The sequence below is a fragment of the Anaerolineae bacterium genome (assembly GCA_025062375.1).
Classification (GTDB): domain Bacteria; phylum Chloroflexota; class Anaerolineae; order SpSt-600; family SpSt-600; genus SpSt-600.
Genome location: JANXAG010000033.1, coordinates 1 through 20,389, shown reverse-complemented (window position 1 = coordinate 20,389; position 20,389 = coordinate 1). Strand labels below are relative to the sequence as shown.

The 20,389-nt window shown below is 51.3% G+C and carries 21 protein-coding genes; 7 read left to right on the top strand and 14 right to left on the bottom strand.

The genetic code is table 11. The annotated features are described in order from the left end of the window. Positions 1-42 precede the first annotated feature (42 nt). The 8 genes from NZ653_08255 to tgt form a co-directional block, all read right to left on the bottom strand. Positions 43-696, bottom strand: a complete 654-nt coding sequence (locus NZ653_08255) for an energy-coupling factor transporter transmembrane protein EcfT (protein MCS7287110.1) — start codon at positions 694-696, stop codon at positions 43-45. Positions 697-705: 9 nt separating this feature from the next. Further along, complete coding sequence (gene amrS / locus NZ653_08250) at positions 706-1,908, bottom strand: AmmeMemoRadiSam system radical SAM enzyme (protein ID MCS7287109.1); 1,203 nt, start codon at positions 1,906-1,908, stop codon at positions 706-708. A gap of 17 nt (positions 1,909-1,925) precedes the next feature. After that, positions 1,926-2,393, bottom strand: a complete 468-nt coding sequence (locus NZ653_08245) for a helix-turn-helix domain-containing protein (GenBank protein MCS7287108.1) — start codon at positions 2,391-2,393, stop codon at positions 1,926-1,928. 6 nt (positions 2,394-2,399) lie between these two features. Then, entirely contained in the window at positions 2,400-3,173 is a 774-nt protein-coding gene (gene ccsA, locus NZ653_08240; GenBank protein MCS7287107.1) for a cytochrome c biogenesis protein CcsA, read from the bottom strand. Position 3,174: 1 nt separating this feature from the next. Continuing rightward, on the bottom strand, positions 3,175-3,969 hold the full coding sequence (locus NZ653_08235) for a TIGR01457 family HAD-type hydrolase (GenBank protein MCS7287106.1): 795 nt from the start codon (positions 3,967-3,969) through the stop codon (positions 3,175-3,177). Between the two features lie 106 nt (positions 3,970-4,075). Further along, positions 4,076-4,723, bottom strand: coding sequence for a substrate-binding domain-containing protein (locus NZ653_08230; GenBank protein MCS7287105.1), 648 nt, complete (start codon positions 4,721-4,723; stop codon positions 4,076-4,078). A gap of 49 nt (positions 4,724-4,772) precedes the next feature. Beyond that, entirely contained in the window at positions 4,773-5,570 is a 798-nt protein-coding gene (gene uppP / locus NZ653_08225) for an undecaprenyl-diphosphatase UppP (GenBank protein ID MCS7287104.1), read from the bottom strand. Continuing rightward, positions 5,570-6,712: a tRNA guanosine(34) transglycosylase Tgt gene (gene tgt / locus NZ653_08220; protein ID MCS7287103.1), complete on the bottom strand. Its 1,143-nt coding sequence runs from the start codon at positions 6,710-6,712 to the stop codon at positions 5,570-5,572. Before tgt ends, uppP begins: the two co-directional genes overlap by 1 nt. Before the next feature lie 127 nt (positions 6,713-6,839). Between tgt and mutS the strand changes: the two genes are divergently transcribed. Further along, positions 6,840-9,422 carry a DNA mismatch repair protein MutS gene (gene mutS, locus NZ653_08215; protein ID MCS7287102.1) on the top strand — a complete coding sequence of 861 codons (2,583 nt, stop codon included), beginning with the start codon at positions 6,840-6,842 and terminating at the stop codon, positions 9,420-9,422. A 53-nt stretch (positions 9,423-9,475) separates the two neighbouring features. Further along, positions 9,476-9,778, top strand: a complete 303-nt coding sequence (locus tag NZ653_08210) for a hypothetical protein (GenBank protein ID MCS7287101.1) — start codon at positions 9,476-9,478, stop codon at positions 9,776-9,778. 30 nt (positions 9,779-9,808) lie between these two features. On the opposite strand, the gene recF is transcribed toward NZ653_08210, so the two are convergent. The 6 genes from recF to NZ653_08180 form a co-directional block, all read right to left on the bottom strand. Continuing rightward, positions 9,809-11,002 carry a DNA replication/repair protein RecF gene (gene recF / locus NZ653_08205; GenBank protein ID MCS7287100.1) on the bottom strand — a complete coding sequence of 398 codons (1,194 nt, stop codon included), beginning with the start codon at positions 11,000-11,002 and terminating at the stop codon, positions 9,809-9,811. Next, positions 10,999-12,522: a ribonuclease Y gene (gene rny, locus NZ653_08200; protein MCS7287099.1), complete on the bottom strand. Its 1,524-nt coding sequence runs from the start codon at positions 12,520-12,522 to the stop codon at positions 10,999-11,001. Before rny ends, recF begins: the two co-directional genes overlap by 4 nt. A gap of 2 nt (positions 12,523-12,524) precedes the next feature. After that, positions 12,525-13,151 (bottom strand): recombination regulator RecX, encoded by a 627-nt coding sequence (locus NZ653_08195; GenBank protein MCS7287098.1) that lies wholly within the window; start codon positions 13,149-13,151, stop codon positions 12,525-12,527. Positions 13,152-13,325: 174 nt separating this feature from the next. Next, positions 13,326-14,342, bottom strand: a complete 1,017-nt coding sequence (recA, locus tag NZ653_08190) for a recombinase RecA (protein MCS7287097.1) — start codon at positions 14,340-14,342, stop codon at positions 13,326-13,328. Between the two features lie 38 nt (positions 14,343-14,380). Further along, on the bottom strand, positions 14,381-14,806 hold the full coding sequence (locus NZ653_08185; GenBank protein ID MCS7287096.1) for a DsbA family protein: 426 nt from the start codon (positions 14,804-14,806) through the stop codon (positions 14,381-14,383). A 30-nt stretch (positions 14,807-14,836) separates the two neighbouring features. Continuing rightward, positions 14,837-14,986: a hypothetical protein gene (locus NZ653_08180; GenBank protein ID MCS7287095.1), complete on the bottom strand. Its 150-nt coding sequence runs from the start codon at positions 14,984-14,986 to the stop codon at positions 14,837-14,839. Positions 14,987-15,109: 123 nt separating this feature from the next. On the opposite strand from NZ653_08180, the gene NZ653_08175 reads away from it, so the two are divergent. From NZ653_08175 to NZ653_08155, 5 genes are all read left to right on the top strand, one after another. Further along, positions 15,110-16,147 carry a 2-hydroxyacyl-CoA dehydratase family protein gene (locus tag NZ653_08175; protein ID MCS7287094.1) on the top strand — a complete coding sequence of 346 codons (1,038 nt, stop codon included), beginning with the start codon at positions 15,110-15,112 and terminating at the stop codon, positions 16,145-16,147. Further along, positions 16,111-17,370: a 2-hydroxyacyl-CoA dehydratase family protein gene (locus tag NZ653_08170; GenBank protein MCS7287093.1), complete on the top strand. Its 1,260-nt coding sequence runs from the start codon at positions 16,111-16,113 to the stop codon at positions 17,368-17,370. Before NZ653_08175 ends, NZ653_08170 begins: the two co-directional genes overlap by 37 nt. Positions 17,371-17,372: 2 nt before the next feature. Then, positions 17,373-18,146 carry an acyl-CoA dehydratase activase gene (locus tag NZ653_08165; GenBank protein ID MCS7287092.1) on the top strand — a complete coding sequence of 258 codons (774 nt, stop codon included), beginning with the start codon at positions 17,373-17,375 and terminating at the stop codon, positions 18,144-18,146. A gap of 386 nt (positions 18,147-18,532) precedes the next feature. Next, the gene (locus NZ653_08160) at positions 18,533-19,267 is read left to right on the top strand and encodes a serine protease (GenBank protein ID MCS7287091.1); all 735 of its coding nucleotides are present in this window, start codon (positions 18,533-18,535) and stop codon (positions 19,265-19,267) included. Positions 19,268-19,347: 80 nt separating this feature from the next. After that, positions 19,348-20,389: S41 family peptidase (locus tag NZ653_08155; GenBank protein ID MCS7287090.1), on the top strand; the 1,042-nt coding region annotated here is incomplete at its 3' end.

The following is a 20,389-nucleotide window of genomic DNA, read 5'->3' as shown; positions in this document are numbered from 1 at the left end:
TGGGCGGGATGCAAAGGATGGTTGATGGCTCCCTTTAACGATTTATCGCAAGGTCTGAGCCCAGAAGATTATAAGGATTGCACTAACGATTAAAGCACTCCAATCCCTTAAGCTAAAGGCATAGTTGCGGTAGAAAGAGCGTCCTTTCCGACCAAAACCTCTTGATTCCATGGCCATAGCAAGTTCATCAGCCAGGGAGAAGCTGGTTACCATAATAGGTATGAATAGAGCCGGGTAGTAGCGCAAAGCTCGCCACCCCAATTCAAGAGGTATGCCTCTGGAGCGCTGGGCATCTATTATTCCCACTATTTTCTTCTGGATTATCGGGATAAATTCCATAGCTGTGGTAAGGATGAAGGCAAAAACGTAGGGGACTCCCATTTTAACCAAGGCGCCCGCCAGATCTTCAGGTAATGTTGTGCGGAAAAAGAGGGTAAAAGCTCCACTCACCGCTATAAGCCTCAAGGCCACGCCCAGAGCTATCAAGGGGCCAAAAGCTGCAAGGGTGATGATGGATGCCACAAGGAACATCGGGGTAAGAAGCTTGAGAGAATTGATCCATGCCCGTGCAAGCCCAAGGCCTAGGGCCAGGAAAAAAGGCATTAACGCAAATACTACAAGGGCCAGCGGACGCTCTTCTATTACTGCTATAACGGAAAAAACCATAGCCAGAAGCAACTTTGTTCTCGGATCCATTTCTTTACATCAAGCCCAGACCCCCGAAATAGGCTCTCCACAGTATTTGCATTTTCCTTCCCGCAAGTGGTAACTGATTACGTTGAAGCCCAGACGAGTTATTATCTCTTTGCCACATCTTGGGCAATAAGTATTACTCCATTTATGGCCAGGTACATTGCCCACGTAAGCAAACTTTATCCCTTCTTCCGTCGCTATTTCCCGGGCCATTTCCAGGGTTTCCACCGGGGTAGGCGGGAGGTGGGTGAGTTTATACGTCGGGAAAAAGCGTGAGAAGTGGGTGGGAACATCAGGCCCCAGGTTTTCCACAATCCAGCGGCAAAGCCCCCTTATCTGTCCTTCAGAATCGTTCAAAGTTGGCACTATAAGGTTCACTATTTCCAGATGGATTCCCTCTTCCCGGATTATCTTCATTGCGTTCAGAACTGGCTGAAGGGTGCCGAAGCAAACTTTCCGGTAAAACTCTTCACTGTAGCCTTTGAAGTCAATTTTTATGGCATCCACAATCCGGCAGAGTTGGCGGAGGGGTTCCGGATTAATGTAGCCAGCGCTGATGACGATACACCTTATCCCCTTGGGCCTGGCCAGGCGAGCTATATCGCACATATATTCGTAAAAAATGGTGGGCTCGGTGTAAGTGAAAGCTATGGAAGAACTGCCAAGCATTTCCGCCAGCATAACTATTTCTTCAGGAGGAAGGTCATAATTTTCCGTTTCTTCAGGAGGAACCTGGGATATGCTCCAGTTCTGGCAATAAAGACAGTGGAGGTTGCAGCCAGCCGTGGCCAGGGAGAAAGACATGGTCCCAGGAAGAAAATGGTAAAAGGGCTTCTTCTCTATAGGGTCATTGTGGACCGCGCAAGGGTTACCGTAGACCATGGTGTAGAGTTTACCACCCCTGTTTTCCCGAACCCTGCAATCACCCCGGCGTCCTTCACTTATTAAACAACCTCTGGGACAGAGCTGGCATTTAACATAATTGCCTTTGTGGGGGATGTGACAGTAAAGGGTGCGGGAGGGCTCAGGGGATGTATGGCAGCGAGTGCAATCGGTGGTTTCTTTTCCTCCAGGGATATAGTAGAGGGCTTCGCGGGCATTGGGAGGAAGTTTTGTAGCAGCTCCAGTCTCATGGGTTCCCTTAAGAAGAGAGGCAAGCCCTAATGCCCCTGCCGTGGTCGCTATTAACTTTACGAAACCCCGCCTGTTTATCATCCCTGCTCTCCTCTCCTTCACCACATCTGAACCTTTTTCTTCGCTTTAGCCTTGAATCCTCCTCTGCCAGAGAGACCCATTCGCCTGAGGAGGGAATACAAGCCCCAGTAAGAGTAATTTACACCAAAATTTTCCCTAACCCAAGCGATGGTCTCCTGCAAGTTAGCGAAAGACCCACTCCTGATGTTCTTTTCAAGCTCTAAAAGTTGCTCTTCCGTGAGAAAAGGCTTCTTACCTCTGGGGTTACCCCTGTGGCGAGCCTTAAGTTCTTTTATCCCTCCTTTTCTGTACCAGGAAAGCCACCTGTTAAGCGTTCGGATATGAACTCCTATAAGCCATGCCACCTGGGCAAGTTTGTATCCCTGCCTCAGAAGCCATAAGGCCTGCAAGCGCCTGCGTATTTCTTCGTCCTGTTCTTCCCGATAAAGGTTCCGCAGAAAATCGCTCTCTTCTTCCCATTTTATCCGAAGTTTTCGCCCTCTCATAGCTTTTCAGAAAATGTAAAGGGTTTCCAGGGTTAATCTCCTGGCAAGCCAGTCCATGCCCAGCAGGGAAAAAAGCATGATTACCATTATTAAAGTAACCAAAATCCACGTTTTCTGACCCTCCCACCAGGGCAGGGAGCGAGTGTGGAAGTACAGAGCAGCCATTAACCATAGGGTTAAAGTCCAAATTTCTTTCAGACCCCAACTCCAGTAATTCCCCCAGGTAAACTGGCTCCACAGAGCACCGGTTAGCATGGAAAGGGTCAGGCCGATGTAGCCCAGAGCCATTTCCCCAACAAGCCCTTGAGGTTTTTGGTCCGGTCTAAAAATAGTCCCCAGAGATGTAGCTCCTGCAACGAGAAAAGCTCCGTAAGCCGCTGAGGCAGTGAGAGTGTGAAGCTGGAACCAAATACTACTGAAAGCGGGAGGAGGGGGGAAAATTTCTGCCGTTAGGGTTCCTCTTCCTCCCAGAGCCAACAATGCGATGGTGAAGGGGGCCATCCACCCCGTGCCCTTCCTTTCCGCCTTTATTTCCGCTATTAAATGGGTAAAAGCGGCGAATTCCAGGGTTATGAGGAGAAATTCTTCAGGGGTAGAAAATGGCCAGTAACGAGCTTTTAGGCTAAAATTCACCAGTACAGCAAGCCACAGTAAATTCCCGAGCAATTCCAGACCAATTCCAGGGATAAGCGCTCGGTTTTTCCCTCCTCGAGAAGCCCACCACCACATTGCCCCGGCCAGGCACCAGCTTATTATCGCTCCGTAAAAAAGCGCTGGCAATTTATTCCCCCCTTAAAGCTTCTGCCAATTCTTTTACGCTTTCAAAGACGAAGTCAGGCTTCAATTCGGCTAAGGCCAGATGGTTTCTATCGGTGGCTCCAGAAAGCACCAGTATGCTTTTAAGTCCAGCCCTGTGAGCTCCCAGTATATCTGTTTCCAGTCTGTCCCCCACTACAGCCGTCTCTTGGGGATTGCTTCCCAGGCGTTTAAGAGCCAATTCAAAAATCAAAGGGGAAGGCTTTCCTATGGTAATGGGTTTGACATCGGTGGAAGCTTCCAGAGCGGCGAGGATGGCCCCATTTCCAGGGCAAAGCCCTTCTTCTGTGGGCAGGGTTTTATCGGGGTTAGTGCCTATGAAGACTGCCCCCGCCCTTATAGCCAGCGTTGCTTTTTTAAGCTTTTCATAAGAAAGGTTGTAGTCGATCCCCACCACCACAAAATCCACGTCCTTGTCTTCGGAGATGGTAAATCCTTCGGCTAACAGAGCTTCCCTTATGCCATCCATGCCTATGAGGAAAACCTTAGCCCCGGCCCTGGCCGTCAGGCGGAGGTAAAAGGCCGTAGCCTGAGCCGAGGTAAAAATCCTTTCCTTTTGAACTTTTATCCCCATCTTTTCCAGTTTGGCTTCGTATTGGGCTGGAGTTAAGGAGGAGTTGTTGGTGAGAAGCAAAAATTTGCGCCCGGTTTCCTCCAGGGTTGAGATGAACTCCTTCGCTCCAGGGATAGCGGTATTGCCTCTGTAGAGGACCCCATCCATGTCAACAATAAAAGCAGAAATTCCCTTAAAGTACGCCATTTCTTACCCCCTATGTTTGCTGGAAGTAATTATAAAGCAACGGGAAAAGCGAAGCAACCTGGTTTTGCTGAGGTTAAGAGGGGGATTGGAGGAGAGGTTGTTGTGCCTAAGGCAGGAAATAACGTTCCGAAAGGATTCTACGGCCGACAGGCCCCTTGAGGAATTCTATAAATTTAAAGCCAGCTTCGGTGCGCGATGCGGCATAAGCAGGCAGTTTCAGAGGATAATCAGGAGATGAAACCGCTTTCCCTTCCACCAGCACCGCTTTGACCTTTTTGTTCAACCATGAGGCGGAGATGTACCCAATAGCTCCAGCTCTAAGAGCCACATAATCCAGGACCTCCCGGCTTGAAGGTATTACCACAGCGGCGGGGGAAAGCCTTTCTCCTTTCATCACGTTTTCCTCAAAGAAAGCCCTTGCCCCCGAACCCTCCTCCCTGCTTACGATCACCACTTCCCCTTTACCCCCTAAGAGGCTCCAATCCCATACATAGCCGGCATAAATGCGCCTGAGTTCCTCCAGAGTTAAAGAGTTAACGGAATTACCAGGATGAACTATAATCGCCAGGGCATCCCTGGCAATAATGGTGGCTTCGGGTAGAGGCACGGCTACTATGACCAGGTCAAACTCCCCGGCCTCAAACCCTCTGATGATGAACTGACTGGGGCCTTCAGCAACCTCAAGGTTCCACAGGCCTGTTCGGGCTATTTCATCTACCAGGGGGCGGAAAGAAGTGCAGACCCCTACCTTCAAAGGGGGAGAAGTCTGAGGCCGAGGGGGAAAGCAAGCTCCAGGCAAAAGGCTAAGAATAGAGAAGGCCCAGAAAACCCAGCGCCAGACAATAGAAAGCGAAAACATAAAACCTCCTGCGCCTGACAAAGGAGATGAGGAAAGCTATGCTGGCATAACCGCTTACCAGGGCACCGACAAACCCCAGGAAAAGGATAAACCACTGGCTTTTCCATCCTCCAGCAAAGGAAATGTCCAGTAACTCCTTGAATCCAGCTCCGAGTATTACCGGCACTGACAGAAGAAAGCTGAAACGCGCCGCCCCTTCCCGGTCAAGCCCAGCGAAAACTCCGGCCGCTATGGTAGAACCCGAGCGGGAAATCCCTGGCGTTATGGCTAAGGCTTGAAATAAGCCTATTAAAAGCGCGTCGGTCCAGCTCAGTCGTTCCAACCTTTTGCGGGGCTTTATACTGAGTTCGGCTACCACCAAAAGCAAAGCTGTAACCATAAGAGCCACCGAAACAGACCTTGGGGAGGAAAAGAGGCCCTCAAAGAAATCCTCCAGCAAAAGCCCCGCCATCACAGCCGGGATTGTCCCCAGGAGGATGAGCCAGCCCAGATAGGCTGTGTAAGTTCTTTCCCCAGCGGTTATGCTCCTGAGCCATGCTTTTGCAATAGATTTAAGCTCCTTCCGGAAAAAGGCCACGACGGCTGCCAGAGTTCCCCAGTGCACCAGAGCATCGAAAGTTACAGAGGGAATGGGCCACCCTAAAAGGTGGGGGATGAGAACCAGGTGCCCGGAGCTGGATATGGGCAAAAATTCTGTTGCCCCTTGGAGCACCCCCATAGCAATGGCCTGAAATGGGTCCATTATGCCTCTCCTTCAGGAGGTAAAGCTGTTTCCATTCCATACGAAGCCAGGAACTCCTCCCGGAACTGGGGAAAGTTACCCTCCAGAATGGATTGCCTTGCCTTTTTCACCAGGTTTACCGTAAAGTAAACGTTGTGAATTGTAGCCAGAATAGGGGCCAGGATTTCTTCGGCCTTGAAGAGGTGGCGGAGGTAAGCGCGAGAAAAATTGCGGCAGGTATAACATTGGCAGGTAGGATCTATAGGGCTCGGGTCCCGGGCATAAATGGCATTGCGGATGTTAATCTTCCCTTGCCGGGTAAAAAGAGTTCCTGTGCGGCCCATTCGGGTGGGAAGAACGCAATCAAAAATGTCAATTCCTCTGCTTATTCCCTCAACTAAATCCTCAGGGGCACCGACCCCCAAGAGGTGTCTGGGCTTATTTGGCGGGAGCAAAGGGATAACCACCTCCAGCATTTCCCACATCTTTTCCTTGGGTTCACCTACCGATAACCCACCTATGGAGAAGCCGTCAAAGCCCAAGGAAGCGATAAATTTTGCACTTTCCCGGCGCAGATCGGGAAAAATGCCTCCTTGGATTACGCCGAAAAGGGCCTGGTCTCTGCGCTGATGCACTCTAATACAGCGCTCAGCCCAACGGTGGGTTCTTTCGGTGGCTTCCCTCACATATTCTTTTTCCAGCAGGGGAGCACATTCATCAAGGCAGGTTATGAAATCGGCCCCCAGAAGCTCTTGGATTTCTATAGCCTTCTCCGGGGTCAGAAGGTGCATGGAACCATCCAAATGGGAGCGGAAGATTACGCCTTCCTCGGTGAACTGACGCAGAGACTCCAGGCTGTAAATCTGGAAACCACCGCTATCGGTCATGATGGGGTGAGGCCAGGCCATGAAACGGTGAAGCCCTCCGAGCTCAGCTACTATTTCCGGACCAGGTCGCAGATAAAGGTGGTAAGTGTTAGCCAGGATAAGGGTTACGCCGAGCTCCTCCAGTTCCTTTGGGGTGAGAGCCTTCACTGTGGCCTGAGTCCCTACAGGAGCGAAAACTGGCGTAGGAACTTCCCCATGGGGGGTCCGGATAAGCCCAGCCCTCGCCCAGGTTTGCTTGTCTTCTTCAAGAACCACAAACTCAAAAGGTTCCCGCATTCGTCCTGACCCTCTCCATACCTCCGCTGACAGGAGGAAGGCGCCTGCAGTTTCCACAAGATACCAGACCTCCGCTGTTGTGTCAAATCTGCTCTGAGAGATATAATATCTAACAGCGGAGGGGAATTTGAAGGATAAAGAGTTAACCCCGGTGCGTTCCCAATACCTGAAAATAAAGCGCCAGTATCCAGATGCCATCCTCCTCTTTCGCCTTGGGGATTTCTACGAGACCTTTGACGAAGATGCCAGAATCGTTTCAGAAGTATGCAACATCGTCCTTACTTCCCGCCCGGTAGGGAAAGGGCAGAGGGTTCCACTGGCTGGGGTTCCCCACCATTCTCTGGAAACTTATTTGGCCAAACTTATTGCAGCCGGATACAAAGTGGCAATATGCGAGCAACTAAGCGACAAGCCTATAGGAGGCCTCGTTCCCAGGGAAGTGGTCCGGGTTGTAACTCCTGGGACAATAGTTGAACCGGGCTTACTGGAAGATAAACGCAACAACTACTTGGCAGCTGTTGTCTTTGAGGGAAAAAAAGCAGGCCTCGCTTATACTGACATCACCACCGGAGAGTTTGCAGCTACACAAATAGAGGCCGATGACCCTCTTTTGGCCCTGCGGGAAGAACTGGAGAGGCTTCACCCCGCTGAAATAATAGTGGATCAGGCAAGCCGAAAAGAATTGGAAAACCTTGGGCTCAGCGCTCATATCACTTCCTTTGAATCTTGGCATTTTGAACTCGGGAACGCTCGCCAGGCCCTTCTGGACCACTTTGAAGTAGCCACTCTTGACGGATTCGGCCTGGAGGGAAAGTCCCTGGCTGTGAGGGCAGCTGGAGCCATCATCCAGTATTTGAGCGAAACGCAGAAAACTGCCCTCCGTCAGCTTTTCTCCATCAAAACTTATTCAACCTCCGAATTCATGCCGCTTGATCCCGCCACAAGGCGAAACCTGGAACTTTCGGAAACCATAAGAGGCAGGGAAAAGAAAGGCTCCCTTCTCTGGGTTCTGGACCGCACCAGGACCCCTATGGGGGGAAGGCTCCTTTACCGGTGGGTTCACCAGCCCCTGGTCAGAACTGATGAAATAAACCGAAGGCTTGATGCCGTTGAAGCCCTTTTCAAAGACACCATCCTTAGAGCAAAAGTTAGAGAACTGCTGAAACAGGTCTCGGACCTGGAAAGACTGGTAGGAAGAGTCAGGCAGGGGATAGCGAACCCCAGAGACCTGGTGGGGATCCGGAAAACTCTGGAAGTGGCAAGAGAGCTGCGGAAAACCCTTGAGGAGAAGAACCCTCACCCGCTCCAGCCTGTTATCCAAAAGCTGGATCCGGCCCCCGAAGTAGCACACCTTATCGCCCGCGCCATAACCGATGACCCTCCGGCCACGGTTGGAGCTGGTGGAGTTATAAGGCCGGGCTTCTCCAGGGAATTGGATGGGATTATTGAAGCCTCCCGCAATGCCAAAGAATGGATCGCCCATCTTGAAGCTCGTGAGCGCCAGCGAACCGGCATCAAAAACCTCAAGGTGGGGTACAACAAAGTTTTTGGCTACTACATTGAAGTGACCAGGTCCAACCTCAACGCAGTTCCGCCCGATTACATCCGCAAGCAAACCTTGGTCAACGCGGAGCGCTTTATAACCCCCGAACTTAAAGAATATGAAGCCCTGGTCCTGAACGCTGAAGAAAGGATCGCCGAACTGGAAGCTCAGCTTTTCAGAGAAGTATGCCGCGAGGTAGCCCTGGAAGGCTCCAGGCTCCTGAACACTGCTTCAGCCCTGGCGGAACTGGATGTTTACGCTTCCCTGGCAGAGGTGGCCGAAAGGAATGGTTACGTCCGCCCAGTTATAGATGAAAGTGATGAAATCCACATAATTGAAGGGCGTCATCCCGTAGTGGAACTCACTATAGGCGAGCCCTTCGTGCCCAACGATGTCCACCTCACTCCGGAAGAGCGCATCCTGGTTATAACGGGCCCCAATATGAGCGGTAAAAGCACCTACATCCGTCAGGTAGCCCTGATAGTCCTTATGGCTCAGATTGGCTCCTTTGTGCCGGCCAGAGAAGCCCGCATAGGCATTGTGGATAGAATTTTCACCCGCATAGGGGCCCAGGATGAAATTGCGGCGGGGCAATCCACCTTTATGGTGGAAATGGTGGAAACAGCCAACATACTCCATCACGCTACCTCCAGAAGCCTCCTCATCTTGGATGAAATAGGGCGTGGGACAAGCACCTACGACGGAATTTCCATAGCGTGGGCGGTAGTGGAATACATCCACAACCATCCCAAATTGAGGTCCAGAACCCTGTTTGCCACCCATTACCATGAACTGACAGAACTGGAGCGCTTTCTCCCAAAGGTTCGCAACTATAATGTGGCTGTGGCTGAGGAAGGGGGCAAAGTTATATTCCTGCACAAAATAATCCCAGGAGGAGCAGACCGGAGCTACGGCATCCATGTGGCTCAGCTGGCCGGGCTTCCCAAACCTGTGATCCATCGGGCCGAAGAAATCCTCAGAGAATTGGAGAGCAACTCCAGTCCTGCTGCCATTCGCCCGCGGGCCCCAAAAGCCACCCAGCTTCCCCTTTTCACCCTTTCCCATCCGGTCTTGGAAGAACTCAAAAACTTGGACATAGACTCCATGACACCCCTTGAGGCTCTCAACAAGCTTTACGAACTCAAACGCAAGGTCAGAGGGACTTAAGTACTATTGAGAGAAGCGGAGGACTTGCCTTAAAATCAGAAGCGGAGGGGATGATGAGAGAATTCTCAGGGGTGGATTTTGAGGTTCTGGCCTTCATTGAAAGGCTCGGCTGTTCTCTGTTGAAACTGGACCTTTTGAAATTCTTCAACCGGAACCCCAATATCAGGGACACAAGTCTGGGAATTGCGCTGAGAGTGGGAAGAGAGAAAGAGGCGGTGGCCTTGGAGCTTTATGACCTTCACCTCTTGGGCATCGTGGAGCGTGAAGAATTTGATAACACTTACGTTTACTACCTAAATCCTGATAAAGGGTTACGGGAACTTTTAGCCCGTGCCCTTTCAGAGCTTAACTTTTAATTCTCCTCCTGAAGGCAGGCCCTTACCCGCTTAAAGATTACGTGCTTGATGGAAAACAACCTCTCGTACTACCCCCTGAGAGACCGTGAAAAGGTGTGCTTTTTCCAGGAATTCTTTCCGGAACCCTTCCCATTCCAGGGAGGTAATGATAGCCTGGGGGACTCTGGAAACAATTTCCGCGAGGCGCTCTCTCCTTTTTTGATCAAGCTCTGAAAGAACTTCGTCCAAAAGGAGGAGAGGGCTTTCCCGGCTTTTTTTCTCAATGAAAGCCTTTTCGGCCAGGCGAAGGGAAAAAGCTGCCGAACGCTGCTGTCCCCTGGAACCATAGGCCGAAAGGTCCCTTCCATTGAGCAAAAATTTAACATCATCCCTGTGGGGTCCGATAGTGGTGACCCCCTGATCCAGATCTTTTTCCCTGGCCTCTGAAAGCCTCCTGGCGAAAATTTTCTCAATCTCTTGCAGGGGTGGAAGCGAAAGAAGGCTCAGGCCGGTAATAGCTTTACCCATCGCCGATGAAAGGTAAACGGGCTGAAGATTCTCTTCGCCGTCGGTCAGGAGCAGGTGATTCTCCCTTATCTCCGGAGCCATCAGTTCCAAGGCTTCCCAGCGAGCTCTGGTTACAAGGCTTCCATACTTGACCAGGTTTTCATCCCAAAATATAAACTCCTCCTCCTTGAAACCTTCCTCCTGCGCCTTCTTCAGGAGATGGTTGCGCCTCTCCACTATTTTGTTGTAAAGGGCCAGGGCCTGACAGTATTTCAGATCCACCTGACATAACGCTATGTCCAGAAAGCGCCTTCGCTCTTCAGGGGAACCCGCTATTATTTCCACATCTTGGGGGGAAAAGAGGACACACTTAAAATGCCCCAAAAGGTCCATGAGCCTTTTCGGGACCCCATTGATTAGAGCTTTTTTGCGGTATCGAACCCCTGAAGGGCCTGGTTCTCCGGCTATAATCAGCTCAAGCCGGGTTTCACCTTCGCTTCCCGATACCACTCCTGCGATTCTGGCGAAGGGGAAGGGGCTTTCCTGGATAAGCCAGTTGACAAACTCCTGGTCAGTTCTGGAAAAGGGGGACCGAGTCGTGGCCAACAGGTATATGGCTTCTAAAAAATTGGTCTTCCCCTGAGCGTTATTGCCCTGCAGGATGATAATACCAGGAGGCATGTCCAGAGATAGGCTAAGGTAGTTGCGGAAGTTAGTCAGTTCAATCCTTTTTATCATTTGGCATAATCCACCGCTCTGGTCTCCCGGATAACCACCACTTTTATCTGGCCCGGATATTCCAGGTTTTCCTCCACTTTGCGGGCTATCTCTCTGGAAAGCTGAATTATTGCCAGGTCGTCCAACTCCTCAGGCTTAACGATGACTCTGATCTCCCGACCAGCCTGGATAGCGAAGGCCTGAGCTACCCCTTTAAAGGAAGAGGCGATGGCCTCCAGGGTTTCAATGCGTTTTATGTAACTTTCCAGGCTTTCCCGGCGAGCTCCCGGTCTTCCCCCTGAAAGGGCATCAGCCAGCTCCACAAGAATTGCCTCCACCGATTGCGGCTCCACTTCGCCGTGATGGGCAGCGATGCAATTGACCACGGCTTCTGGGAGGCCGTGCTTGCGAGCTATATCCGCCCCGATGGCCGCGTGAGGCCCATCAACCATCTGATCCACGGCTTTACCAATATCGTGGAGGAGGCCCCCGAGCTTTGCAACTTTTACGTCAGCCTTGAGTTCAGCGGCCATTATTCCTGCCAAGCGTGCGGTTTCTATGGAATGGAGCAGGACGTTCTGGCCGTAACTGGTGCGGAATTTCAAGCGTCCCAAAAGGACCACGATTTCCTCGGGAAGTCCTGTGAGGCCGAGTTTGTAAAGGGCTTTCTCTCCTTCTTCTCTGATTATATTCTCCACTTCCTTTCGGGCCTGCTCCGCCGCCTGTTCAATCCTGGCTGGCTGGATCCGCCCATCCATTATGAGTTTTTCCAGAGCTATCCTGGCGATCTCCCGCCTGAGGGGATCGAAGCAGGAGATCGTAATGCTTTCAGGTGTATCATCCACTACCAAATCAACCCCAAGGGCGTTTTCAATGGTCCTTATGTTTCTTCCTCCCCGGCCGATTATGCGACCCTTCATCTCGTCGCTGGGCAGGGGGATAGTAGTTGTGGCAAGCTCTGCTATTTCTTCGGCTCCGATCCTCTGCATAGCTTCAGCGATTATCTCCCTGGCCCTGCGCTCGGCCTCGGCCCTGGCTCTTGCTTCCTCCTCGCGGATAACCCTGGCCATTTCTTGGCGAGCTTCCTCGCGCACCATTTCTAGAAGTATTTCTTTTGCCTGCTCAGGAGTCAGCCCCGCTATTCGGGTAAGCTCCTCCAGCTCTTTTTCTTTTAAGCGGTTGACTTCTTCGTAAAGGGCCTGGATTTCAGCCTGACGCTGGGTTAATTTTTTCTCCCTTTTATCCAGACTTTCGGCCTTGCGGTCCAGAAACTCCTGGCGACGCTGCAATCTTTCTTCCTGGCTGTGGAGGTGAGCCCTTTGCCTTTTGATTTCCTCGTCCAGCTGAGCCCGCATTTTTAAAGTTTCGTCCTTAGCCGTTAAAAGTATCTCCCTAGCCTTCTCCTGAGCTTCTTTTACAATTTTATCCGCCTCTTCACGAGCAGATCCGATGGTTTTCCTTTCCTGATAAAGCCTTAAGCCATAGCCTATGGCGAAGGCCAGTATCGCTGAGACAAAGGCTACGATCAGCATCAACCCCATTTCTACTCCTCCTGCTGGATTTCCCGCCAAATCCTCGGCACCACTTTTTCAATGATTTCAAAAGAAAAACCCTGTCGTGATAGAAAATCGGCCATTTTCTTTTTAAAAGAAAGTTCGTCCAGAGTACGCCAGCGCTGCGCTTTCTTAGCAGCAGCTCTGTAGGCTTCTTCTTCAAAATCCACACCTTCAAGCACTTCTTTTATGGTTTCTGACGGTACTCCTTTAGAACGAAGTTCATAGAGAAGCTTTTTGAACCCAGAAGGTTTAAACTCCCTGCGGTTTTCAACCCAGTAGCGAGCAAATAGACGGTCATCAATCAATCCCCTTTCGCGAAGGGCAGCCAAGGCCCTTTCCACCAGGTCCCTGGGGAATTTGCGGCTCAATCTGCTTCTGAGTTCGTATTCGCTTCTGGGTCTGAATTTGAGGAGGCGCAGGGAGGCCTCCAGGGCTTTTGATAGATCGGCCCTTTCCATAAGCCTGTGGATTTCTTCCTCAGAAAGCAGCTGCCCTTCCCTCAAGCCCTCGGCCTCTGAGCGGGGCAGGGTTATGGGTGGGAAGCCCTCTATCATTATTGTTAATTTCTTCCCTTCAAGGCCAGAAGGTTTAATCCGGGTTATATAACCTGGCAAAATTTCCCCTCCTTTTAAAAAGCAAACCAGCTGCCGCCTTTCGCTGCAGCCGGTGTAGATATAAAACAGCCCCTTTCCCAAAAAGCGGGCTTAAAAAGGGTTTGGGGCTTTTCACTTTAACCCCTCCGCCTTACTGGGAGGGGATGTTTTCCGACTGCAGCAAAAATTTAGCCATCAATGGCGGAAAAGGGCCTCCTTGGGTGGAAGACCTGCCGCCTCTCGGATAAGAGCCTCCAGAGTATCCCTCAGGTCGGGATGTTCCTTGAGGAACACCCGGGCGTTTTCCCGTCCCTGGCCCAGATTAACGTCACGGTATGAATAGAAAGTGCCCCTTTTTTCTATTATCCCGTAAGCCACGCCCAGGTCCAGAATATCTCCTTCCTTGGATATACCTTCATCGTAGAGGATATCAAACTCCGCTTCTTTGAAAGGCGGAGCCACCTTGTTCTTTTTGACAATAGCTTTGGTCCTGTTGCCTATTATATCCCCGCCCTTTTTAATGCTCTCAAGTTTCCTCAGGTCAAGCCTTATGGAAGCATAGAAGCGGAGGGCCATCCCTCCCGTGGTAGTTTCAGGGCTCCCGAACACCACCCCTATTTTCTGGCGAAGCTGGTTGGTGAAGACAAGGGCAGCCTGGGACTGATGGATCGCTCCCACGAGCTTTCGGAGGGCCTGGCTCATAAGGCGGGCTTGTAAGCCCACGTGGGCATCGCCCATTTCCCCTTCAATTTCAGCTCTAGGAACAAGAGCAGCCACCGAATCAATGACCACTACATCCACTGCCCCGCTTCTCACCAGTGCTTCGGTTATCTCCAAAGCTTGTTCCCCTGTATCCGGCTGGGCTACCAGCAAGTTATCCACGTCTACACCGCATTTGCGGGCGTAGTTGGGGTCAAGGGCGTGCTCCACATCTATAAAAGCGGCTGTTCCACCCAGCTTTTGAGCTTCAGCAATGATGTGCTGGGCGAGGGTTGTCTTGCCAGAGGCTTCAGGGCCAAAGATTTCCGTGATCCTTCCCCTTGGGATTCCTCCTACTCCGAGGGCAATGTCAAGGGCCAGGGAACCTGTGGGAATAACCGCTACATCGCGCCTGGGCATATCCCCAAGGCGCATTATTGCTCCATCCCCAAACCGCTTCTTTATAGTAGAAATGGCGGTCTCTAAAGCCTTCTCCCGGCTGAATTGACTCATCTTCCACTGCCTCCATATCTAAGTTTAAGCCAAGACCCTTATTTCCGCAATTCTTCCTCTATTATGGACTTGAACACCTCGTAAGGGTAAGCGCCTTCCAGCTTTCGGCCATTGATGAAGAACGTGGGAACGGCTACAACTCCTCTCCTGGCAGCTTCAGCCAGGTCCTTCTGGACCTGAGGTGCTGTTTCCCCTTGCTCCAGGCAGCGGTTAAACTTATCCACATTTAAACCCAATTCTCTGGCATAATTTTCAAAAGATTTTAGGGGTGAAATTTGCCCGGCCCATTCCATCTGCCTCTCAAAGAGGGTGTCGTGCATCTCCCAGAATTTCCCCTGTTTTCCGGCGCACAGGGCAGCCTCTGCTGCTTTTTGAGCAGCTGGATGGATGCTGCGCAAGGGCATATTGATAAATTGATAACGCACAAGCCCTTTATCAACGTATTCGCTCTTTATCTTCGGCAACGTCTCCCGGACGTGCAGCCCGCAATAGGGTCATTGAAAATCGGAGTACTCTTCAATGAGGACCTTGGCATCTTTAAGGCCCAGAAAATAATGCCCCTCCGGGCTTATTCCCCCTGAAGAGGGGGAGCCTGCACAGGCCACCACTAGCAGGAGTGCCAGAAAAACTATCGCTTTTCTCATGAAATCCCTCTCGCCTTATTTGTTTCATTGTATCATTTTATATCCTGCCCGTCAAATGCTACCGGCTTCAATTTTGTAAAAACATGCGGGGCCCGTATAATAAAACCCAAAAGGCCAAAATTTATGAAAGGGCTCGGATTCATTTCTCCTGCGTTCCCTTTTGAAATAGCTTTGGCTCTGGGGTATAAGCCTCGCCTCCTCACCCCGGCAGGGGTATCTGTCTCCAGAGCGGAGGGTTTCTTGCCCCGAAATTTCTGCGCATACCTTAAGCTTATACTGGCTACATTAATTCAGGAAAACGGCCAGGAACCAATCTTTGTGCCCCTGGAAGATGAGTCCCACCGCAGATTCTTTGAGGTCTTAAAAGAGCTATTACCAGGACAGGTCATCGCCCTTGAAATACCCCTCAGAAAGGATGAACAGGGAGCCAAAAGGTTCGCCCATGCATTTAACCTGCTTGCCCATCAGCTCGGGCGGGATCTCCGTTCTGAAGCCTTAAGAGAAGCCATAACCCTGGGGAACGCTCTGCGGAAAGCTTTGAGGGAAGCTAAAGAGCTCTGGCTCAAGGGTAAACTGAGTTCCCTTGCTTATTACGACCTGCGGATCAAGGCCTTCAGCCCATGTTCTCCGGAATCCATAAGGAACCTGACGGAGGTTCATGCTGATAATCCCGGCCCTCAAACCCCCAAACCGCGCATCATGCTTGCAAGTGGGGTAATCGCTAAGAGGCCCTTAATTGAGCTTATAGAGAAAGAAAGCTTTGCGGTAGTGGCAGAAGATACAGAATTGGGCGATAGGTACCCCCTGAAGGAAATACCGGTGGGGGAAAGTGTGGAAGAAAACCTCCTCAGCCTGGCCAGAGCTTACCTTAATAGACCTCCCTCGCCGCGGGATTTGAACCCCAGAAGCCGGATATCGTTTTACGAGGGCTTAATAAAGGCCCGGAAGGTTCAAGGGGTGGTCTTCAGCTACTACAAATTCTGCGACCCCGCCCTCGCAGAGTATCCCTTTCTCGCTTCTTATCTGAAAAGGTGGGGCATACCCTGCCTACTGCTGGAAGAGGAGGATGAAGATTTAAGCGGGCAAAATATCACAAGAATTCAGGCTTTTCTGGAGATGGTGCGATGCGGTTTAAGGCCGATAGAGCCTTCCGATGTTTAAAATTGCTTGCACCTATTTTATCCAACCCTCAGGTTGCACGCCTTGCAGCTCTACTGAACAGCTCTGGAAGTCCTCATGAAAGGGTAGCGCAGGAATTCAGTGTGAGGCTGGCAGGCCTCCTCTATTCTTCCCCTCCCGAAAGGATTGTGTGGGCTAACATCCTTGTGCCTTCAGAACTCATATGGGGTCTGGGCTTTATACCCTTCTACCCCGAGATAGCAGCCGCAACAATTGCACGTTTTGGATTGGCACCCGAAGCCCTGCGACTGGCAGATGAACTGGGAGTTCCAAGAGATCTGTGTTCTTTCCACCGGGCAGCTATAGGTTTTGCTGAAGCGGGCTTCTTCCCGAAAGCCGGCGCTTTCGTAGCCGTCAATTACCCCTGTTGGACGGCAGCCGTGTTCCTAAGCTGGGAGGCCTTTCGCCATAACCTGCCCTTTTACTTAATTGACATGCCCTCGGATTTCACCGAAGATTCGGCCCATTATCTCGCCTACTCCTTAGAAGAAGTAGCCCAAGGCCTTGCCAGCACGAGAGGGAACAGATACTATATAAGAGGGATTGAAAAGGCCTTGAGGCTATCCAATGAGGCTCGTTCCCTGGCCCTTGAAGCAACAGAGATGCGAAAATTCATTCCCTCTCCTCTGAAGGGGAGCAAGATGATCGGCCATCTTGGCCTCATCGCCTACCTGTTCGGTTCACCCTATGGAGTAGCCTATTACAGAGCCATGAGGGACTACATTAGAAGGATAATTGCGGAGAGCCGTCCGGAACAGGAGAAACAGGGGGCTCGCCTTTACTGGATGCACCTCAAGCCTTTCTACTCAACTACCCTGTTCCACCTGGTGGAGGACGAAAAGAAAGCTGTGATAGTTTTTGAGGAACACAGCTCTGTCTGGTGGGAACCGCTTGTGGAGGGGGAACCTTTTCTTTCCCTGGCCCGCAAAATGCTTTCCCACCCCTCTCTGGGGCCCACGGAAGGGCGCATAGCCAGGGCCCTGGCCGATGTGCAGGCTTTCAAGGCCGATGGAGTAATTCACTTTAACCACTGGGGCTGCCGTCAGTCCCAAGGAGCAATAGCCCTTCTGCGCCGAAGATTAAGGGGAGAGGGGGTTCCCCTGCTGGAGCTGGAAGGCGATTGCATTGACGAGAACGGTTACCAGGAAGGGCAAATCAGGGTTCGTATGGAAGCATTTCTGGAATCCCTTGGAGGAGGGCTGTAACCATGAAGTATCCAGTGGGCATAGATGTGGGGTCTGCATCAGCTGAAGCTTTGATCCTCAAAGATGGCAAAATCCTGGCTTACTCTATTCTGGAAACGGGAGCCAACAGCCGCAAAGCAGCAGAGAAAGCTTTAGAAGAGGCTCTGGAGAAAGCAAAGATATCCCGTGCGGAAGTGGGCCCCATAGTAGCCACAGGATATGGACGTATAAGCGTGGACTTCGCTTCCCGACAGGTAACGGAAATCTCCTGTTACGCTCGGGGAATCCATTTCCTTTATCCTGAGGTGAGAATGGTGATAGATATCGGAGGGCAGGACAGCAAAGCCATCCTCGTGGGTAAAAACGGGCGGGTTCTGGATTTCGTGATGAACGATAAATGCGCCGCAGGGACAGGGCGTTTTCTGGAAGTAATGGCCAGAGTTATGGAAGTGGATGTGGAAAAGCTTGGGGAAATCTCCCTTCGTTCCCGCAACCCCGCCGAAATCTCCAGCACCTGCACAGTGTTTGCCGAGTCAGAAGTGGTTTCCCTGATTGCCAGGGGAGTTCCAGTGGAAGACATAGCAGCCGGTATCCACAAAGCCATAGCCCGGAGGGTCGGAGCTATGGCCAAAAGGATAGGGGTAACCCCTCCGGTAGCCTTTGCAGGAGGCGTCGCCAAGAACGTGGGGGTGGTTAAAGCCCTTGAAGAAGAGCTCGGAGTAAAGCTCATAGTGCCTGAAGAGCCTCAGATAGTAGGAGCCCTCGGCGCTGCTCTTCTGGCAAGCGAGGAGGGATGAGACAAAGCGGGGCGGGAAAAACAATGGCCGCATGGACCGACCATCATCCTTCCAGAAGCGGTCGTCGTTCACGTCGGCTCCGGAGAGTTGATGAAACTTCTGCGTCCGGCACCCTGGTGGGAAGAAACCTTCAGAGGTGCCTCCTTAGTTACATTGTGTTAAAAATCGGGCAGCTGGCTTAAGGATGATAAAAAAGCGCTTTTTCCAGCAGCTCTTTCAACAGGAGAAAAGCCAGGAGCTCTCCCGGCTCGTGCTGGAACTTAAGCGCCACAAGATGTATAATTTTGGCGCCCCACAAAGCAGCTTTTGATCTGCAAGGGGTTCTTTGAAGTTGCCGCCTTTCCAGATATTCAGGGGAAAATCTAAGGGGAGGAGACATTTCAGCCATGCATAAGTGGATACTGAGAGTTATTTTGCTCGCACTCCTGGCGTTAGCAGGGTTTCAGCCTCCCGCTTTTTTGGAAAAGCCTCTTCCTGCCTCCTATTTCCTCCAGCTTGTTGGCGACCCTGAAGTCAGGATGGTTCAAAGAGCCGTGTTTATGGTTAAAGTAAAACATCGCGAAGGGGAGAGAAACGGAACAGGCGTGGCTGTTGGGAAAGGCCTTATGCTCACCGCTTTCCATCTGGTCGGTAACCTGAGGACTGGCAAAATAACAGCGGAAGAGATCTGGCTTTCTCAACCTCATACTGAATGGAAGGAAGAAATCCCGGCTGAAATCGTAAAAGCCGACCCTTCCCTAGACTTAGTGGTGCTGAAGTTTGAAGCTCCTATTGAGCTGCCTTCCATTTCCCCCGGGGACCCCGTTCGGCTTCGCCCGGGTGAAGTCATATATGTTATAGGTCACGAGTTTTTCCCGGGTGGAATTGGGGTGTTATATCCTCGGGATGGGGAAATCTTGGACGAATTAAGAGAAGAAAGCGCGTTTTTCGCCATCTTCCCTCCGGTTGCCCGGGGGTTCAGCGGCGGCGGGGTTTTCAACCAGAAACATGAGCTGGTGGGAATTGTTTCCCGGAATTTCATTTTCTTTCAAACCTTCAGAGAAGGGGGGCGTTTTTACAAAACGACAAAGCGGGGGGCTCTCGTAATAAAGGTGGATCGGGCTTTGCGGCTCTTAGAATAACAATACGTGGCCCAAATTTAATTGATACGCCATTTGACTTTCGCTTTCGCCGGTTGTAAAATCCCTCGTGGGAGGGGAAGATGCGCAGGGTTTTTTTGTTTGCTTTGTTCGTGCTTCTTATAGCTATTTCTTACGGGGCTGGTTTTTTTACCCATGAATTCATCTCTAGGAAAAACAGCGCTCAGTTCGGCCTTTTCTGGGAGGCCCTTGAAATCCTCAAGAGGGATTATTACAAGCCCCTACCTGATGACCGCCAGATAACCTATGCTGCTATAAAAGGCGTGGTCACCCATTTGGGTGACCCCTACACTTTATTCCTGGAGCCCCAGACCAGAGCTCTGGAGAAAGATGAACTTAAAGGTGAATTCGGCGGGATAGGGGCCTGGATCCGCAAGACCGAGGACGGCCGTTTCATCCTCACTCCTATGGAAGGGTATCCTGCCATGAAGGCAGGAATCAAGGATGGGGATGAGCTCACCAGAGTTGATGACACCCCTATAACTCCTGAGATGTCCATAGAGCAGGTTCTGGTTCTTGTGCGGGGCCCCGTTGGCACCTATGTCAACATTACTGTGCGCAGAGGGGAAGAGGAGCTTAGCTTTAGGCTAAAACGGGAGAAAATAGAGACGCCCTCGGTGGAATGGAAACTTGTGGAGCCGGGGATAGGTTACGTTAAAATTGCCAAGTTCACAGAAAAAACTCCCCGGGAGCTGGAGCAGGCCCTCATAAAATTGCGGGAACAGGGAACTTCAAGCCTCATACTGGACCTGAGAGGGAATGCCGGGGGATTGATAGAGTCTGCCTTGAAGGTTGGCGGTTTCTTTTTGAAGGGTGGAGTTATGGTTCACGAACGTTACAGAAATTCCCTTAAATCTTACGAAGTAGCGAGGGTTCCTTTTAAGGTGGACTGGCCCATGGTGGTGCTTGTGGATTCGGGGACGGCCAGTGCCGCCGAGATAGTGGCCGGAGCCCTTCAGGAAAGCGGGCGAGCCAAGCTCATTGGGAGGAGAACATATGGGAAAGGCTCAGTCCAGTGGGTGTACGACTTGAGCGATGGGTCTTCCCTTCACGTCACGGTCGCCCAGTGGTTTACTCCCAATTACCGCAAAGTGGAAGGGAACG

Bases quoted from the DNA above. Each gene is read 5' to 3' on its own strand.
- NZ653_08255 (MCS7287110.1), bottom strand. From the start codon at position 696: ATGGATCCGAGAACAAAGTTGCTTCTGGCTATGGTTTTTTCCGTTATA.
- amrS (MCS7287109.1), bottom strand. From the start codon at position 1,908: ATGATAAACAGGCGGGGTTTCGTAAAGTTAATAGCGACCACGGCAGGG.
- NZ653_08245 (MCS7287108.1), bottom strand. From the start codon at position 2,393: ATGAGAGGGCGAAAACTTCGGATAAAATGGGAAGAAGAGAGCGATTTT.
- NZ653_08235 (MCS7287106.1), bottom strand. From the start codon at position 3,969: ATGGCGTACTTTAAGGGAATTTCTGCTTTTATTGTTGACATGGATGGG.
- uppP (MCS7287104.1), bottom strand. From the start codon at position 5,570: ATGGACCCATTTCAGGCCATTGCTATGGGGGTGCTCCAAGGGGCAACA.
- tgt (MCS7287103.1), bottom strand. From the start codon at position 6,712: ATGCGGGAACCTTTTGAGTTTGTGGTTCTTGAAGAAGACAAGCAAACC.
- NZ653_08210 (MCS7287101.1), top strand. From the start codon at position 9,476: ATGAGAGAATTCTCAGGGGTGGATTTTGAGGTTCTGGCCTTCATTGAA.
- recF (MCS7287100.1), bottom strand. From the start codon at position 11,002: ATGATAAAAAGGATTGAACTGACTAACTTCCGCAACTACCTTAGCCTA.
- rny (MCS7287099.1), bottom strand. From the start codon at position 12,522: ATGGGGTTGATGCTGATCGTAGCCTTTGTCTCAGCGATACTGGCCTTC.
- recA (MCS7287097.1), bottom strand. From the start codon at position 14,342: ATGAGTCAATTCAGCCGGGAGAAGGCTTTAGAGACCGCCATTTCTACT.
- NZ653_08180 (MCS7287095.1), bottom strand. From the start codon at position 14,986: ATGAGAAAAGCGATAGTTTTTCTGGCACTCCTGCTAGTGGTGGCCTGT.
- NZ653_08175 (MCS7287094.1), top strand. From the start codon at position 15,110: ATGAAAGGGCTCGGATTCATTTCTCCTGCGTTCCCTTTTGAAATAGCT.
- NZ653_08170 (MCS7287093.1), top strand. From the start codon at position 16,111: ATGCGGTTTAAGGCCGATAGAGCCTTCCGATGTTTAAAATTGCTTGCA.
- NZ653_08165 (MCS7287092.1), top strand. From the start codon at position 17,373: ATGAAGTATCCAGTGGGCATAGATGTGGGGTCTGCATCAGCTGAAGCT.
- NZ653_08160 (MCS7287091.1), top strand. From the start codon at position 18,533: ATGCATAAGTGGATACTGAGAGTTATTTTGCTCGCACTCCTGGCGTTA.